Raw genomic sequence first — 17,179 nt, 5'->3', positions numbered from 1 at the left:
ATCGAACTTTTTGGGGGAGTGGACAAATCATGGCAGTAGTAATCGATGGAAAACAGGTAGCCCATTCATATCGTATGAAGCTGAAAGAAGAAGTCGCACGTCTGAAAGAACAGCGGATTCAACCGCAATTGACTGTCATCCTGATTGGCGAAGATCCTGCTAGTCAGTCCTATGTACGTGGTAAAGAAAAGGCGGCGAAGGAAATCGGCATGGATTCGGAGTTGATCCGACTTCCGGCAGAAACAACGGAATCAGAGCTTCTTCACTTGATCGAACGTCTGAACGTTGATGCGAGTGTCCATGGGATTCTCGTCCAATTGCCGTTGCCTGACCACATTGATGAGAGTAAGGTCATTTTTGCGATTTCTCCTGAAAAGGACGTCGATGGTTTTCATCCTGTCTCTGTCGGGAAAATGATGATTGGTGAACCGACATTTTTACCGTGTACACCAAACGGTATTCTTCATCTTGTCAAAGAGATGAACGTACCGATTGCCGGTCAACACGTCGTTGTCGTCGGTCGTAGCCAAATCGTCGGTAAACCCGTCGGTATGTTGTTCTTGAATGAATCAGCTACCGTTTCCTATTGTCATTCCAAGACAAAAGATCTCGGTGCGATGACGCGTCAAGCGGATATCTTGATCGTCGCAGTCGGCGTACCGAAGCTGATTACGGCGGATATGGTGAAACCGGATGCTGTCGTCATTGACGTTGGTGTCAACCGTGTCGATGGCAAACTCGTCGGTGATGTCGAGTTTGATACGGTACAAGACGTTGCATCGATGATTACACCTGTTCCGGGTGGCGTTGGTCCGATGACGATCACGATGCTACTGCATAACACGATCGAGGCTGCGCGATGAGCGAACCTCTTCACGTTTCCGATTTAGTCCACTATGTCAAACGTGAACTAGAAGGCGACGCCCTTCTGCAACAAGTCCAGGTGGTGGGAGAAGTGTCGAACTTTAAACGACACTCTTCCGGTCACCTTTATTTTACGTTGAAGGACGAGCAGTCACGGATGAAAGCCGTCATGTTTGCCCGGGATGCGAGTCGAGTCAAAGCAGACGTTCGCGATGGAATGCGTGTCGTCGTCACCGCGCGCTTATCCGTCTATGTCTCTTCTGGAGAGATGCAACTCTATGTCGAACGGATGACGGAAGATGGTGTAGGAGCGCTATATGAGGCGTTCTCACGCTTGAAGGTGGATCTTGAAGAGCGTGGCTGGTTTGATCCAGCCATCAAACAATCGTTGCCAGCGTTTCCCGAGCGAATCGGGATCATCACGTCGCCAAAAGGAGCAGCGCTTCATGATATCGCAACGACACTCCGGCGCCGTTATCCGCAAGCGGCCATCGTCTTCGCCCCGGTCCTTGTACAGGGAGCGGACGCGGCACCACAAATCAGTCGTGCCATTCAGCTGATGAATGAGCATGATGCCTGTGATGTGTTGATTATTGGTCGTGGTGGTGGTTCGATTGAGGAGCTGTGGGCATTCAATGAGATGTCTGTCGTGACAGCCGTGTTTGAATCACGCATTCCGATCGTCTCTGCTGTCGGTCACGAAACGGATTTTACGATCAGTGATTTCGTCGCCGACGTTCGTGCTGCTACACCAACGGCAGCGGCAGAACTCGTCACTCCGGAAGCAGAGGCACTCACTCGACGTGTGCAGGATGTAGAGCGACGTTTAGAACGAACGTATGCACAACTCCTCAAAAGTAAACAAGAGCAAGTGACACGGCTTGCCGCGAGCTACGGTCTGAAATCACCACGCGTCCTACTCGGACTGAAGCAGGAGCAACTAGACCGGGCAGAGATGTCACTCCAAAAGGAGATCAAGCAAGTAGTAGCGCAACACCAGCAACAGGTGGAGCGTCTTGAAACACGCTTAAGGCGTGTGCCGATGCGGGATCGCTTCGTGCAACAACGAGCGACGATTGAACAATCACGGCGTCGACTCGAAATCGTGCGTCGACTCTTGCAATCCAAGCAACAACAAGTGCGTCATGTGCTCGCGCGACTCGACTCCGTCAGTCCGACGCATGTTCTAATGCGCGGCTATACGTATGTCGAACAGGATGGACAAATCGTCCGTTCCGCGAAGGCATTGACAGCGTCTTCGTTCGATATCCGATTCCATGATGGAACGATTCGTGCTAAACGAGAGGATGGGGAGTAAGAATGGAGACGGAACAATCTTTTGAAGAAGCACTGGAGCGATTAGAAGAAATCGTCACGTTACTTGAAGAGGGCGAAGCTCCTCTTGAACAAGCGATGGCTCTATATGAAGAAGGCGTCAAACTGACAGCCCTCTGCCAAGGAAAGTTATCCGTTGCTGAGAAAAAACTCGATCAAATCCTGGAGCAAGATGGTACGCTTCGGGAAAAAGGAGGAGCGCAATGATTGCTTTGAATGAGTGGAAGACACAAGTCGAAAACAAAATGGAAGAGTTCATGGAGCGACTCGACGCACCGGATCGTTTACGCGATTCGATGCGGTATTCACTCGATGCGGGTGGGAAACGAATTCGCCCAGCCTTGATTTATGCGGTACTCGATGCTTTTTCCATCGATCGTTCAAAAGGTGACGCGACTGCTGCGGCACTTGAGATGATTCATACATACTCACTGATTCACGATGATCTTCCCGCAATGGACGATGATGATTTGCGTCGAGGGCGTCCGACTAATCATATCGCTTTTGATGAAGCGACAGCGATTTTAGCAGGAGATGCCTTGCTCACGAACGCCTTCAGCTGTCTTCTTGAGACACCAGCTTCGTCAGAAGTGAAGCTTGCACTTGTCGAACGGTTAGCAGCAGCGGCTGGTGCTACGGGTATGGTCGGTGGTCAGCTCGACGATATGCTCGGTGAGCGTGGCGGCATCAATGACGTAGCGGAGCTTGAGTCGATTCACCGTCGGAAAACAGGAGCACTCCTCGTCTTTGCAGTCGAAGCGGGTGGTTTGCTTGCCTCGGTCAGCTCGACGGATCTTGAGCACTTGAAGCAATACGGTCGCCATCTCGGAATCGCATTCCAAATCCAAGATGACATCTTGGACGTGACGGGAGATGCTGAAAAAATCGGCAAACCGGTTGGTAGCGACGAAGGGAACGAAAAAGCAACGTATCCAAAATTACTGGGTCTTGAAGGAGCGAAACGCGCACTGACAGCTCAGGTGGAAGCAGCGGAACAAGCGATTGATGCATTATCAGTCGAAGCGACGACACTTAAGGAACTGCTCGACTTCGTGGTCAAGCGCGACCATTAAGCAGGACGACGCATCTGCGTCGTCTTTTTCTATGCTGACAATGGCGCTCGATAGATTGTTCTAGTACAATGTAGGGTACAAACCCTATAAGATTGTAAGGAAAAGAGGCGGTAAGGTATGAAATTGACAGAAATACAGGATCCGTCATTTTTAAAGCGTATGTCGGTCTCCGAACTCGAAGTACTCGCAGGCGATATTCGACGCTTTTTGATTGAAGAATTAGCGACGACAGGTGGACACTTGGCACCGAACCTCGGTGTCGTCGAGTTGACGCTTGCGTTGCATCGTGAATTCGACAGTCCGAATGACAAGTTCGTCTGGGATGTCGGGCACCAAGCATACGTGCATAAGATTTTGACAGGACGAGCGAGCCAGTTTGATACGCTCCGTCAGCACAAAGGACTCTGTGGGTTCCCGAAACGCAATGAGAGTGTGCATGACGTCTGGGAGACAGGACACAGCTCGACGTCCTTGTCAGCAGCAATGGGGATTGCTGTTTCGAACGAACTGAGCGGTAAGAGTGATCGTGCAGTCGCGATCATTGGTGACGGTGCTTTGACAGGTGGTATGGCACTCGAAGCATTGAATCATATTGGAGCAGAACAACAAAACGTCATCGTCATCTTAAACGATAACGAGATGTCGATTGCACCAAACGTTGGGGCGATGCATCAAATGCTTGGACGAATTCGTTCATCACGTAAAGTGCGTTTTGCCCAAGACGAGCTTGAAACGTTGATCAAAAAGATTCCGGTCATTGGCGGACGCCTTGAAAAAGGAAGCGAGAAGTTGAAGGAAGCCGTTAAAGGCGCACTTGTTCCTGGCATGTTCTTTGAAGAGCTCGGCTTCAACTATTATGGTCCAGTCGATGGGCACGATCTTGATGATTTAATCGAACAGCTCAATTACGTGAAAAAAGAAGAAGGTCCTGTCCTGCTTCATGTCATCACGAAAAAAGGGAAAGGCTATCGTCCGGCAGAGTTCGATGGCGTCGGCACGTGGCATGGTCTTGGACCATACAAGATGGAGTCTGGCGAAGTCATTAAAGGAAAATCAAAAGCACCTAGTTACTCCTTTACGGTAGCGGATACTTTGACGAAGATGGCACGCGATGATGAAAAGCTGACGTTGATCACGCCAGCAATGAGCGTCGGTTCAAAACTCGATTGTTTTGAAAAAGAATTCCCAGAGCGGATGTTTGACGTCGGGATTGCAGAACAACATGCTGTGACATTTGCAGCTGGTCAGGCGACGCAAGGCATGAAACCTGTCGTATCGATCTACTCGACCTTCTTCCAACGTGCATACGATCAGCTTGTTCACGACGTGGCGCGTCAAAATCTAGATGTGACGTTTACGATTGACCGATCAGGTCTCGTTGGCGCAGATGGTGAAACACACCAAGGCGTCTTCGATATTGCCTTCATGCGTCACGTACCGAACATCCGGATCGTCATGGCGAAGGATGAGAACGAACTGCAACACTTGCTCTATTCGGCCGTCAAATATGAAGGACCAATCGCCGTTCGTTTCCCACGTGGAGAAGGTATCGGTGTACCAATGGACGAGACACCGCATGAAATTTCGCTTGATACATGGGAAGTCGAACGTGAAGGAACGGACGTCGCGATCCTTGCGTTTGGACCACAAGTACAAGATGCGCTCAAAATCGCGGATCTCCTAGCAGACGAACTGTCGGTTCGTGTCATCAATGCTCGGACGATCAAACCGCTTGATGAGAAGATGCTGAATGCCCTTTACGCAGAAGGCATTCCACTCGTGACGCTCGAAGAAGCCGTCTTAAAAGGTGGATTCGGATCAGCTGTCCTTGAGCATGCGAACGAGCAGGAAGCATTCCCGCGCGTCAAACGCTTTGGTATTCCGGATTGGTATATCGAGCATGGCGGTGTGAACGAATTACTGGAAGAAATCGGATTATTACCTGGACAAATCGCAGAAGAAGTACGCGCTTTCGTCAATCAAGGAAAGAAACAGAGTGTGTGACGATTCATGGAAAATGTAAAAAAAATCCGCCTCGACGTTCTTCTCGTCGAGCGCGGTTTGTTTGAAACGCGTGAAAAAGCAAAGCGATCGATCATGGCTGGACTGGTCTTTAGTGGTACGGAACGATTAGAGAAGGCCGGTGAGAAGGTCAAGTCGGACATCGATCTGCACGTCAAAGGTCAGTTGATGCCTTATGTCGGTCGTGGAGGCTTCAAGATGGAAAAGGCACTTCAAGTATTCGATTTCGATGTCACGGGTAAAACAGGTCTCGATATTGGATCGTCAACGGGTGGCTTTACCGACTGCTCCTTACAAAATGGAGCAGCACATATGTATGCGCTGGATGTCGGTTCCAATCAGCTGGACTGGAAGCTTCGCTCGGATGACCGTGTGACGGTGATGGAGAAAACGAACTTCCGGCATGCGACACCAGACATGTTCCCTGTTGCGCCGCAGTTTGCGACGATCGATGTGTCATTCATCTCGTTACGGTTGATGCTTCCGCCGCTGAAGACGATCCTCGTCGAAGGAGGAGATGTCATGGCGCTCGTCAAGCCGCAATTCGAAGCGGGGCGTGATGATATCGGTAAAAAAGGCATCGTGCGTGATGAACGGATTCATGTCCGTGTCCTCGAGGAGATGGTCGAATTCTTCATTCAACAAGGATTCTATGTGAAACAGCTCGACTATTCGCCGATTACTGGTGGAGAGGGGAACATCGAGTTCTTATTGCATGCGCGCCTTGGTCAACCAGGACTTGATCCATCTGTCCATGCGACGGAGACAGTCAAGCAAGCACATGCTAGTCTTTAAACGAACAGATGAAAACGAGGGCGGATCCGGTTCATGGGTCCGTCTTCCTTATTGTTCGAAGCGACGAAAACCGTATAATAAAATGGCAAACGTGGACTTTTAATGATTTATTGGATTACAATAGTAACATCGAAGAATACTGTGAGGTGCAGGGATGACAAAGGGGCAACGGTTGATTAAGATTCGGGAGATCATCACCCAGTCGGAAGTAGAAACCCAAGATGAATTGGTAGAGGAATTACGGAATGCAGGATATAAGGTGACACAGGCAACGGTATCACGAGATATCAAGGAACTTCACCTCGTTAAGGTCCCGTTGAATGATGGACGTTATAAATACAGCTTACCTGCCGACCAACGCTTCAACCCACTCGGGAAATTGCGGCGTCTGCTCGGGGACAGCTTCATCTCGATTGATTCTGCTCAAAATCTGATTGTCATGCATGTCCTGCCGGGAAATGCGAATGCAGTCGCTGTCTTACTGGACCATTTGAGCTGGAACGAACTGCTTGGCACGGTGTGTGGGGACGATACGATCCTATTGATCGCACGAAGTGAGGAACAAGCGAAAGAAGTGACGGAACGAATTTTAGAAATGCTGTAAGGAGTTGACAGGATGCTAGCTGAATTATCGATCAAACAATTTGCGATCATTGACGAGCTACAGATCGACTTTAAAAAAGGAATGACCGTCTTGACTGGGGAAACAGGTGCCGGTAAATCGATCGTTCTCGACGCGATCGGTTTATTGATTGGTGGACGTGGATCCGCGGAATTCGTTCGATACGGGGAAGATCGGGCGGAACTAGAAGGATTGTTTCTGATTGAAGACGACCATCTCGTCTATGATCTCGCAGAAGAGTATGGTATCGATATCGAAGATGGATTGATCATCTTACGACGTGATCTGTTCGCGACCGGGAAAAGTGTTTGTCGCGTCAACAATAAGCTGGTCACACTGACGATCTTACGGGAGTTCGGGCGTGTCCTCGTCGACATGCACGGGCAACATGAACATCAGCATTTAATGGACAGTACGTATCATCAAGCGATTCTCGATGACTTCGCGCAAGAGACGATTGCACCGCTCCTTCAAGTCTATCAATCCGGTTATCAAGCGTATGAAGAAAAACGGATGGCGCTGCAATCGCTCGCGCAAAGTGAGCAAGAACTCGCTCAACGGATTGATCTACTATCGTTCCAGACGGAAGAGATTGAAGGCGCAAAACTTCGAGCACATGAGGAAGACGAGTTGCTCGTCGAACGAAATCGTCTCGCGAATTTCGAGAAGCTATATGCGTCGTTAAAGACAGCGTACGATGCTTTGCATGATGAGATGCGCGGCATCGACTCTGTCGGAGACGCGATGCGTGAATTACAACAAGCATCAAGCATCGACGAACAGTTTTCGCAGCAGAGTGACGCGATCGCAAGCGCTTTTTATGGACTCGAAGAAGTCGGGTATGCGATTCGAGATCAACTCGAAACACTTGAGTTCGATTCCAATCGACTCGATGAGATCGAACAACGTTTATCCGTCTTTCAACAACTGAAACGAAAATACGGGGCGACGATCGAGGAAGTCATCGCGTATGGGGAGAAGATTCGAGTTGAACTCGATACGATGACGAATCGAGATGAACGGATTGAACGCTTAAAAGCCGAAGTCGAACAGCTCGAAGGCGAATTGTTTGAGATAGGTGGGCGTCTCTCGCAACAGCGTCGAAAAGCGGCCGTTCAATTAAGCGAAGCGATTCATCTGGAGTTGCGTGAGCTCTACATGGAAAAAGCACGGTTTGAAATTCGTTTTCTTCAAGACGGGAAGACACCGATGCTACGCAAGAACGGAATCGACCAAGTGGAGTTCTTCATCATGACGAATGCGGGAGAGCCATTCAAGTCGCTCGGAAAAGTTGCATCGGGCGGGGAGTTATCTCGTATCATGCTCGGATTGAAGTCAATCTTCTCGCGCTCGGTCGGAGTTGCTTCGATCATTTTCGATGAAGTCGATACAGGAGTATCGGGTCGTGTCGCACAAGCGATGGCTGAAAAAATCTATCGTTTATCGGTAGACGGACAAGTGCTTTGTATTACGCACTTACCGCAAGTCGCTTCGATGGCCGATCAACATCTCTATATTCGGAAAATCGAGGAGACGGATCGTACGACGACACAGGTCAACGTCTTGTCTCAGTCAGATCGAGGAAACGAACTAGGACGGATGATTTCCGGTGCACATATGACGGATTTGACGTTACGCCATGCCGAGGAATTGATGGATCAGGCGAAGACGATGAAAGAATCGCTTAAAAATGGGGTGTAAGGATTGATTAAAGTCGGGATAGCAGATGATAATCGCGAAATGGTCGAACTGATTCGCCAGCATATCTCTGCGCAAGAAGACATGGAAGTCGTTTGCGTCGCCTACAATGGCGAGAGTTGTCTCGAACGTATGAAAGAACACGAAGTGGATGTATTGCTCCTCGACATCATCATGCCTCATTTAGATGGGCTTGGTGTTCTCGAAGAATTGATGAAGAAAAAGAAGAACCCTGCTGTCATCATGTTGAGTGCCTTCGGTAAAGACGAGGTCTCGCAACAGGCGGTCACCCTCGGAGCATCGTACTTCTTACTTAAACCGTTCAGCATGGATCAGCTCGTTCAAAAAATTCGTCTCGTGACGAATCAAGGACAAGCACCGATCGTCGAAACGATTGATTTAAAAGTCGGTACGACACTTCGAGAAGTGGGGATTGCTCCGCATATTAAAGGCTTCACGTATTTGAAGGACGCTGTCTTAATGGTGCTTGAACGGGAAGATTTACTCGGATTGATCACAAAGGAACTCTATCCGACGATCGCGAAGAAACACCAAACGACGGCTTCTCGTGTCGAACGAGCGATGCGTCACGCCATCAAGTCCGCCTGGAACGAAGGGATGCAACAGCACGAGCTCTTCAATGGCCGAATCGAACAAGAGAAAAGTCCGAAGAACTCGGAATTCATCTCGTATGTTTCGAGTCATATGAATCAAGAACAATCTGGTTAAAGGAAACACACCGTCTGAATGATAGACGGTGTGTTTTTAGTTCCTATCCCGTTCATAGCAAGCGATCAATACGCCGTTATCAAACGTGTGTCGTTTCGTGACATTCCAAGTGACGGGCGTCATTCCGTTGTCGGGAAATAGACGTTTACCAGAACCGATGATGACGGGATAGAGGATCAATCGAAGTTCATCGATCAGATCGGCTTGATAAAGCGTATGAACGAGTTGACTACTCCCCCAGACGTGAAGCGGTGGTCCGTCCTGTTGTTTCAAGCGTGTTAGTTCAGAAGTTGGTTGATTCAAATAAGTCGTCGGTTGCCAAAGAATAGGTGGTGTATGACGCGTAGCAACATACTTCATGGCACGATCGGCAACTGGCCAGATATCTGGGTGGAGTGGCCAGTAACTTGACCATTGCTCGTATGTCTTGCGACCGAGTAACAGGGAACAATCCTCTTGCATCCATCCACGGATGACCTGACCAATCTCAGGATGTTGAAATGGAGCAGTCCATCCACCCTGTTCGAAGTCGTTGCTCACATCCTCATTCTTTCCGCTCGGTGCTTGAATGACACCGTCTAACGATAGATGTTCGAATACGATGATTTTTCGCATGAAGGGTCTCCTTTCGATTACGATCTGCTTATAGCATACCGTAAAGCTAAAAATATATAATAGCGCTTGCAAATAAATATTGCATAAACTGAAATGTTTGTTATAATAAAGGTACCAAATGATTTGGCAAGACGTCAGATGAACGTCGAGTCGACAAGGACTCCGGAAATCCTGTTGATGAACATCATCTCAGAACGCCAACTGTAAATGGCTCAAGAATGCCGGACGACATTCTCTTGGTAGAAGTCGTACCAAGGTATCTTGTTCATTCTAGATGAGAAATCTCGAATGAATGGGAGCTTCCATGATTTCGAAGCTAGGGAAAAGTGGAAGGTAACGGATCGTCTAAAATGAAAAGTACAGTTCGTGAAAAGGAGTGTTGTCTAGCAGTGATTGTTAGCAACCGAATGTTTGACTGCTTCAAGCGGATGACATTACGCTCCACCTAGGTCCCGAGTACAGTCAGATGATGGAACTGAAACACCATTCTATCGTTAGCCCGATAGCCAGATCTGATTTCTTTCTACCTCTTCATTAAGAGGAACACCTAAGGTTTTGGAGTACACGAATAGTTCTAACTATGAGAGGAGTTCATCCGTAAGTGAAACCAATTTTATATGAGTAAAAGGTCCCGCGCTTGAAATGAGTTCAAGAGATGGGGACCTTTTTCTGTGTTCATTTTTTTTGATAGCGATCGGAGACTTTTCCACGTTTTCGATCGCGATAAAAAACATATCCTGCGACAAATCCAATGCCACCCATCGCAAGAATCAAACCAACGAGACCTTGCAATACATATACGTAAGCCGCATCGCCTAAGTATTTAAACGGCACTTGTGCAATTAGAAAAACACTATCACGCATGAGCTTAATACCAATCGCGCCGATGATGCCGGGGATTAATAATGAGAGCAAACCAATGATACGCATAGGACGCCACTCCTTTCCAAGCGTATTGTATCAAAAAATCGATCGTTCTGCGAATCGGGTTTGCTTCCCTATTTTATTCCGAGTACGATAGAAATGTAAGCAGTTTCAAAGGGGGAATTCATATGCATCATCTACTCGTCGTCGGGGCTGGTCAAGGGGGAACAGAAGTCCTGCACGCGTTTCAACGTTCACCATTATTAACGGTCATTGGTCTTGTCGATCCAAACATGGATGCGCCTGGGGTGGCGCTTGCACGGCGTGCGGACATTCGGATCGAAACGAGCTGGTCAGCTTTTGAAGGAGCGGATGTCGATTTCATCATTGACGCTACAGGAGAAACTGGCGTACTTGAGCAATTGATTCATGATTTTCCGGGAGCGGCGGTCTTACCGGGGGAATTCGTCAGAGTGTTGCTCGAGCGATTGACTGAAAAAGAGAAAATGCTCGAAGCGATCATTCATTGTACGAGCGAGGCGATTTCCGTCGCCGATCAAGACGGACAGACGATGCTGATCAATCCAGCATATACGCGTATGACTGGTTTCACGGAGCGAGACGTTGTCGGAAAACCGGCAAGTGCCGATATCGGAATGCAGGAATCCGTTCATTTGAAAGTCTTGAATACGGGCGAGAACGTGCGGGATGTTCGCATGAAGATCGGGCAAGATCAACGTGATATCATCGTCAATGCGGCACCCGTCATCGTCGATGGACAAGTCCGCGGTTCCGTTGGGGTCATTCGGGATATTTCAGAAATGAAGGCACTCGCCAAAGAATTGAAGGCAGCGCGACAAAAAATCCGGACGCTCGAAGCCAAATATACTTTTGACGATATCATCGCTGAGAGTGAAGCGATGCGCTTCGTCGTCGATCAAGCAAAGCTTGCGGCAACGATGCCCGTCAACGTCTTGATTCGCGGTGAATCCGGAACCGGCAAGGAACTGTTTGCACATGCGATCCATGCAGCGAGCGAACGTAAATATGAACAATTCGTCCGCGTCAACTGTGCGGCAATCGCACCGACGTTACTCGAAAGTGAACTATTCGGCTACGAGGAAGGCGCGTTCTCAGGAGCGCGACGTGGTGGGAAGCGGGGATATTTCGAAGAAGCACATGGAGGTTCGCTATTCTTAGATGAGATTGGCGAACTACCACTCGACGTCCAGGCCAAACTATTACGGGTGTTACAGGAAAATGAAGTCGTTCGCGTCGGTGGGACGAAGGCGATTCCAGTCGATGTCCGGATTATCGCGGCGACGAATGCGAATCTAGAGCAAAAGATCATCATGAATGAGTTCCGAGAAGATCTCTACTACCGGATCAATCGTTTACCGATTCACATACCGGCACTACGTGAGCGACCGGATGATATCGCACCATTGACCTTGCACTTACTCCGTAAATTGAATCAAAGTTATGGACGATCGGTCGGACGGATCTCAGATGATGTACTTGAAGCAATGAAGAAGCAACCGTGGAAAGGAAATGTCCGCGAGCTTGAAAATGTCATCGGTCGCGCGTTGATTTTTACGGATAAAACAGAAACCGTCTTGCGAAAAGGTCATCTTCAGCTTGTCGTGCCACAAACAACGAAAGTCACGACGAGACAGAAAAAGGAAATCAAGCATCTATCGGACGAGATGTCACACGTCGAAGAACGGTTGATTCGGGAAGCGCTTACTGCCTTTAATGGCAACAAAACAGAAGCGGCGAAACAACTCGGAATTTCTCTTCGGGCACTTTATTACAAAGTGGAACGATTTAACATCTATTCGTGAAGCGCAAATTTTTGCGTGCAATATATTGCAAAAAATGCAAAAGCGTGCAAAATTAAAGACGTTCTTGCTTAACCTACCGTCTCTTTTGAATTGGCACGAAAATTGCTATTACTATTTATGTATGACAGGTGAGGGGGGAATACGGTGAGATTCAGTGAAATGGTCGAGCAGGCAGCTCGACTCGAAGATTCCGTCGTTGCGATTGCAGCTGCGGATGACGAAGAAGTGATGGATGCTGTCGCATTAGCAATTGAGAACGATTTAGCGCGTTTTCATTTGTTCGGGGATGCGACACGGATTCAGCAGATGATTCAAAAACGAGCATTACGAGAGTCACAGTTCGTGATCACTCATACTTCTACATCGCAAGAAGCGGCAGAACGTGCCGCTCATGCCGTTCGCAAAGGGGATGCGAGCGTCTTGATGAAAGGTCTTGTTCCGACAGCAACGTTCATGAAAGCTGTCTTGAACAAAGAAACGGGTCTGCGTTCAGGGAATGTCTTGTCGCATGTCGCGTTGTTCGAAGTACCGGGGCGTGAATCAGCAATCGGATTAACCGATGCAGCGATTCATATCCAACCGACACTCGAAGACAAAGTGAAGATCATCGAAAACGGTGTCTCCGCCTTACGAGCGCTTGGATACGGCTTACCAAAAGTCGCAGTCTTAGCAGCTGTCGAAGTCGTCAATCCAACGATGCAGGCGACGATTGATGCAGCTCTGCTAACACAAATGAACCGACGTGGTCAAATCAAGGATTGCCTTGTGGACGGACCACTCGCACTCGACAATGCCGTAAATCTCGTCGCTGCCCAGCAAAAAGGGCTAACGGGAGACGTAGCAGGTCAGGCGGATTTACTCGTCGTTCCGCAAATTGAAGTCGGAAACGTCATCTACAAATCACTCATGTATTTCGCACATGCCTCGGTTGCGGCGATTCTCGTCGGAGCGCGGGCGCCAGTCGTTTTGACTAGCCGTGCCGATACAGCAGAAGCAAAAATGTACTCACTAGCCTTTGCGCTATTAAATGCCCAACAGACGAAAAAAGTAAAACAAACAATCTGAGGAGGAACTTAAAATGGTCGAAACAAACGTAGAGTCACGCTTCAGTATCTTTGAAACAATGGAGATGGAAGATTACGAACAAGTCGTTTTTTGCCACGATAAAGTATCAGGACTAAAAGCAATCATTGCGATTCATGACACGACACTCGGACCTGCACTCGGTGGACTTCGCATGTGGAACTATGCATCAGACGAAGAGGCATTGATTGATGCGCTCCGTTTATCAAAAGGAATGACGTATAAGAACGCAGCCGCTGGGTTGAACCTTGGTGGTGGTAAAGCGGTCATCATCGGCGATGCGAAGACACAAAAGTCAGAAGCACTCTTCCGGGCATTCGGACGTTACGTCCAGTCACTGAACGGTCGTTACATCACAGCAGAAGATGTCAATACGACAGTTGCAGACATGGATTACATCCACATGGAGACAGATTTCGTTACTGGTGTCAGCCCAGCATTCGGATCAAGTGGTAACCCATCACCGGTTACGGCATACGGTGTCTACCGTGGAATGAAAGCAGCGGCAAAAGAAGTGTACGGAACAGATTCACTTGGTGGAAAAACGATTGCGATCCAAGGTGTCGGTAACGTTGCCTTCAATCTATGCCGTCATTTACATGAAGAAGGGGCGAAACTGATCGTCACGGACATCAACCAAGAAGCACTTCAACGTGCAGAAGAAGCATTCGGTGCCTTGATCGTCGCACCAGAAGACATCTACAGTGTCGAAGCGGATATCTTTGCACCATGTGCCCTCGGTGCGACATTGAACGACGAGACGATTCCACAATTGAAAGTCAAGATCATCGCTGGTGCAGCAAATAACCAACTCAAAGAAGACCGTCACGGTGACATGCTTGAAGAACGCGATATCTTATACGTACCAGACTTCGTCATCAATGCCGGTGGTGTCATCAACGTTGCCGATGAACTCGACGGATACAACCGTGATCGTGCCATGAAAAAAGTTGAACTCGTCTACGATGCAGTCACGAAAGTGTTCGAAATCGCAAAACGCGATCATTTACCGACATACCGGGCGGCTGAGAAAATGGCAGAAGAGCGCATTGCGACGATGCGTAGTGCCCGCAGCCAGTTCCTGCGTCGTGATAAAAACATTCTAGGATCACGCGGCTGATCAGAGGAGGATATCCATGAGCGAACGTATTTTAACGATCAATCCCGGTTCGACGTCGACGAAGATTGGTATCTTCGAAGGGGCGAATCAGGTGTTCACGAAGACGTTACGCCATCCAGCGGAGGCGGTCGGAGGACCGCTTCCAGCGCAGCTGGAGATGCGTCGTCATGTGTTACTCGAAGTGTTAGCTGAAGAACAGATCGATTTGAAAGCGCTTACCGCAGTCGTGGGACGCGGAGGACTACTCCGACCACTCGTTAGCGGTACGTACGCCGTTAACCGGGAAATGCGAGAAGACTTACTCAGCGGTATTTTTGGCGTCCATGCCTCGAACCTCGGTGGACTCCTCGCGGATGAGATTGCTCGGACACTCGATATCCCATCGTTCATCGTTGATCCAGTCGTCGTTGACGAACTTGAGCCGATTGCGCGAATTACAGGCTTACCTGAACTTGAACGAAAGAGTATTTTCCATGCCTTGAATCAAAAAGCTGTCGCGAAGCGGTACGCGAAGGAAATCGGACGTCCATATGAGGAACTACGTCTGATCATCGCACACATGGGCGGCGGCATTACGGTCGGTGCGCACCAAGAGGGGCGTGTCATCGATGTCAACAATGGGCTCGATGGAGAAGGACCGTTTTCGCCGGAACGCAGCGGATCGCTACCTGTTGGTCAACTAGTAGAACTATGTTATAGTACCAAGTATAAACTTGAAGAGATGAAGCGTCTGGTCGTTGGGTCAGGCGGACTTGTCGCGCACTTGGGAACGTTTGACGCGATCGAGATCGAGCGCCGGATTGAAGAAGGCGACGAAAAAGCGACGTTGTTATATGACGCGATGGCGTACCGGATCGCAAAAGAGATCGCTGGTCAAAGTGCCGTCTTGTTCGGGCAGATCGACGCGATCATCCTAACAGGCGGACTTGCCTATAGTGATCGATTGACGCGTGCGATCGAAGAACGCATCGCCCACCTCGGTCAAGTCGTACGTAGTCCTGGTGAAGATGAGTTGCAGGCGCTCGCAGAAGGAGTGTTGCGTGTCTTACGTGGGGAAGAAGAAGTTAAGGAATATGGAGGCGAACCAACATGGCTAGAGAATTCGACGTCGTTGTCCTAGGTGGCGGACCCGGTGGATATGTCGCCGCGATTCGTGCGGCACAAGCCGGGAAGTCGGTAGCAATCGTGGAACAAGGAAAATTAGGCGGGACATGCTTACATCGTGGCTGTATCCCATCTAAAGCCTTTTTGAAATCAGCAGCAGTCTATCAGACGGTCAAACACGCTGCTACATATGGCGTGGACGTACCGGAATCGTTTTTACGATTCGAACAGGTCAAACAACGTAAACAAGAGATCGTAGATGGATTAGAGGCAGGCATTCAGCATCTGATGAAAAAAGGAAAGATTGAAGTCTTTCATGGTCGGGGTTCGATTCTTGGACCAAGTATCTTTTCACCGATGCCGGGAACGATCAGCGTTGAGCCGGAAGAAGGCGAAGGCGAGTTGATCCTTCCGCGTCAATTGATCGTCGCGACAGGGTCGCGTCCACGTCCATTAAACGGTCTTGCTTTTGATTCAGAGTATGTCCTCAGTTCGGATGATGCACTCGATATGGCAGAGTTGCCAAAATCAATCGTCATCATCGGTGGCGGCGTCATCGGTGTCGAATGGGCATCGATGTTGACAGATTTTGACGTCGCAGTAACGGTCGTCGAATTCAGCGACCGGATTTTACCGACGGAAGATGCGGCAGTCAGTCGTGAAGTCGCCCGTCAATTGAAAAAGCGGGGCGTCAAGATTCATACCGGCGCAGCTGCACAAAGTGACACGTTCCGAATGTCAGAAGACGGTGTCTCGATCGCGATCGACCGTAACGGAGAACAAACGACGCTTGAAGCGGATAAATTGCTTGTCGCCATCGGTCGAATGGCGAACGTCGAAGGCATCGGGATTGAAAACACGAATATCGTCGTCGAAAATGGCTTCATCCAAGTCGATGACCATTTCCGGACGAAGGATCAACATATCTATGCGATCGGGGATGTCATCGGTCGCTTACAACTGGCGCACGTTGCGTCAGCAGAAGGTGTCAAAGCGGTCGAGGCGATCGTAAACGGAACGACGACACCACTTGAATATGCGTTCGTACCACGTTGTATCTACAGCGTACCGGAAGCGGCATCGGTCGGTTTAACGGAAGACGAAGCAAAACGTGCCGGAATGGACGTCAAGGTAGGGAGCTTCTCGTTCAATGGATTAGGGAAAGCGCGGATCGAAGGAGAGGCGGCAGGCTTCATCAAGCTCGTCTCGGATGCGAAGACAGATGATCTCGTCGGCGTTCACATCGTCGGACCAAAAGCAACGGAACTGATCAGTGAAGGTGGATTAGCGCTCGTACTCAATGCAACGGCATGGGAAGTCGGACAGCTCGTGCATCCGCACCCTGCCTTGTCAGAAGCATTCGGAGAAGCAGCACTTGCCGTCGACGGACTTGCGGTTCACGCCTAAGGAG

16 protein-coding genes are annotated in these 17,179 nt (G+C 49.2%); 14 read left to right on the top strand and 2 right to left on the bottom strand.

The genetic code is table 11. From position 1 onward, the window contains the following. Positions 1-29 precede the first annotated feature (29 nt). The 9 genes from folD to spo0A all read left to right on the top strand — a co-directional run bounded on the left by folD (position 30) and on the right by spo0A (position 9,138). Positions 30-863 (top strand): bifunctional methylenetetrahydrofolate dehydrogenase/methenyltetrahydrofolate cyclohydrolase FolD, encoded by an 834-nt coding sequence (gene folD / locus B3G15_RS02835; RefSeq protein ID WP_082665880.1) that lies wholly within the window; start codon positions 30-32, stop codon positions 861-863. Then, complete coding sequence (gene xseA, locus B3G15_RS02830) at positions 860-2,182, top strand: exodeoxyribonuclease VII large subunit (protein ID WP_290715414.1); 1,323 nt, start codon at positions 860-862, stop codon at positions 2,180-2,182. Before folD ends, xseA begins: the two co-directional genes overlap by 4 nt. A 2-nt stretch (positions 2,183-2,184) precedes the next feature. Continuing rightward, entirely contained in the window at positions 2,185-2,406 is a 222-nt protein-coding gene (gene xseB / locus B3G15_RS02825) for an exodeoxyribonuclease VII small subunit (RefSeq protein ID WP_023467583.1), read from the top strand. Then, positions 2,403-3,272 (top strand): polyprenyl synthetase family protein, encoded by an 870-nt coding sequence (locus tag B3G15_RS02820; RefSeq protein WP_064300285.1) that lies wholly within the window; start codon positions 2,403-2,405, stop codon positions 3,270-3,272. The genes xseB and B3G15_RS02820 overlap by 4 nt, the downstream gene beginning before the upstream one ends. 117 nt (positions 3,273-3,389) lie before the next feature. Further along, positions 3,390-5,276, top strand: a complete 1,887-nt coding sequence (dxs, locus tag B3G15_RS02815) for a 1-deoxy-D-xylulose-5-phosphate synthase (RefSeq protein WP_290715406.1) — start codon at positions 3,390-3,392, stop codon at positions 5,274-5,276. A gap of 6 nt (positions 5,277-5,282) precedes the next feature. Further along, on the top strand, positions 5,283-6,089 hold the full coding sequence (locus B3G15_RS02810; RefSeq protein WP_064300283.1) for a TlyA family RNA methyltransferase: 807 nt from the start codon (positions 5,283-5,285) through the stop codon (positions 6,087-6,089). A gap of 154 nt (positions 6,090-6,243) precedes the next feature. Beyond that, positions 6,244-6,693: a transcriptional regulator AhrC/ArgR gene (gene ahrC, locus B3G15_RS02805; RefSeq protein ID WP_023467586.1), complete on the top strand. Its 450-nt coding sequence runs from the start codon at positions 6,244-6,246 to the stop codon at positions 6,691-6,693. Between the two features lie 12 nt (positions 6,694-6,705). Further along, complete coding sequence (recN, locus tag B3G15_RS02800) at positions 6,706-8,412, top strand: DNA repair protein RecN (RefSeq protein ID WP_290715401.1); 1,707 nt, start codon at positions 6,706-6,708, stop codon at positions 8,410-8,412. A 3-nt stretch (positions 8,413-8,415) separates the two neighbouring features. Beyond that, the gene (gene spo0A / locus B3G15_RS02795) at positions 8,416-9,138 is read left to right on the top strand and encodes a sporulation transcription factor Spo0A (RefSeq protein ID WP_035398295.1); all 723 of its coding nucleotides are present in this window, start codon (positions 8,416-8,418) and stop codon (positions 9,136-9,138) included. 36 nt (positions 9,139-9,174) lie between these two features. Here spo0A and B3G15_RS02790 read toward each other — a convergent pair whose 3' ends face one another. Both B3G15_RS02790 and B3G15_RS02785 read right to left on the bottom strand, forming a co-directional pair. Further along, complete coding sequence (locus B3G15_RS02790) at positions 9,175-9,753, bottom strand: dihydrofolate reductase family protein (protein ID WP_035398293.1); 579 nt, start codon at positions 9,751-9,753, stop codon at positions 9,175-9,177. A 675-nt stretch (positions 9,754-10,428) separates the two neighbouring features. Continuing rightward, on the bottom strand, positions 10,429-10,683 hold the full coding sequence (locus B3G15_RS02785) for a DUF2627 family protein (protein WP_023467590.1): 255 nt from the start codon (positions 10,681-10,683) through the stop codon (positions 10,429-10,431). A 122-nt stretch (positions 10,684-10,805) separates the two neighbouring features. On the opposite strand from B3G15_RS02785, the gene B3G15_RS02780 reads away from it, so the two are divergent. From B3G15_RS02780 to lpdA, 5 genes are all read left to right on the top strand, one after another. Then, on the top strand, positions 10,806-12,461 hold the full coding sequence (locus tag B3G15_RS02780) for a sigma 54-interacting transcriptional regulator (RefSeq protein ID WP_290715395.1): 1,656 nt from the start codon (positions 10,806-10,808) through the stop codon (positions 12,459-12,461). Between the two features lie 144 nt (positions 12,462-12,605). Continuing rightward, positions 12,606-13,526, top strand: coding sequence for a phosphate butyryltransferase (gene yqiS / locus B3G15_RS02775; protein ID WP_041255026.1), 921 nt, complete (start codon positions 12,606-12,608; stop codon positions 13,524-13,526). A 13-nt stretch (positions 13,527-13,539) separates the two neighbouring features. Further along, positions 13,540-14,664 carry a Leu/Phe/Val dehydrogenase gene (locus tag B3G15_RS02770; RefSeq protein WP_023467593.1) on the top strand — a complete coding sequence of 375 codons (1,125 nt, stop codon included), beginning with the start codon at positions 13,540-13,542 and terminating at the stop codon, positions 14,662-14,664. 16 nt (positions 14,665-14,680) lie between these two features. Continuing rightward, positions 14,681-15,784 carry a butyrate kinase gene (gene buk, locus B3G15_RS02765; protein WP_290715388.1) on the top strand — a complete coding sequence of 368 codons (1,104 nt, stop codon included), beginning with the start codon at positions 14,681-14,683 and terminating at the stop codon, positions 15,782-15,784. Beyond that, a complete protein-coding gene (gene lpdA / locus B3G15_RS02760) occupies positions 15,754-17,175 on the top strand; it encodes a dihydrolipoyl dehydrogenase (protein ID WP_058713637.1) in 1,422 nt (473 codons plus the stop codon). Before buk ends, lpdA begins: the two co-directional genes overlap by 31 nt. Positions 17,176-17,179: the final 4 nt, after the last annotated feature.

It is taken from the genome of Exiguobacterium sp. UBA1053 (assembly GCF_002316465.1).
Classification (GTDB): Bacteria; Bacillota; Bacilli; order Exiguobacteriales; family Exiguobacteriaceae; genus Exiguobacterium_A; species Exiguobacterium_A abrahamii.
This window is presented reverse-complemented; position numbering and strand designations above follow the sequence as displayed.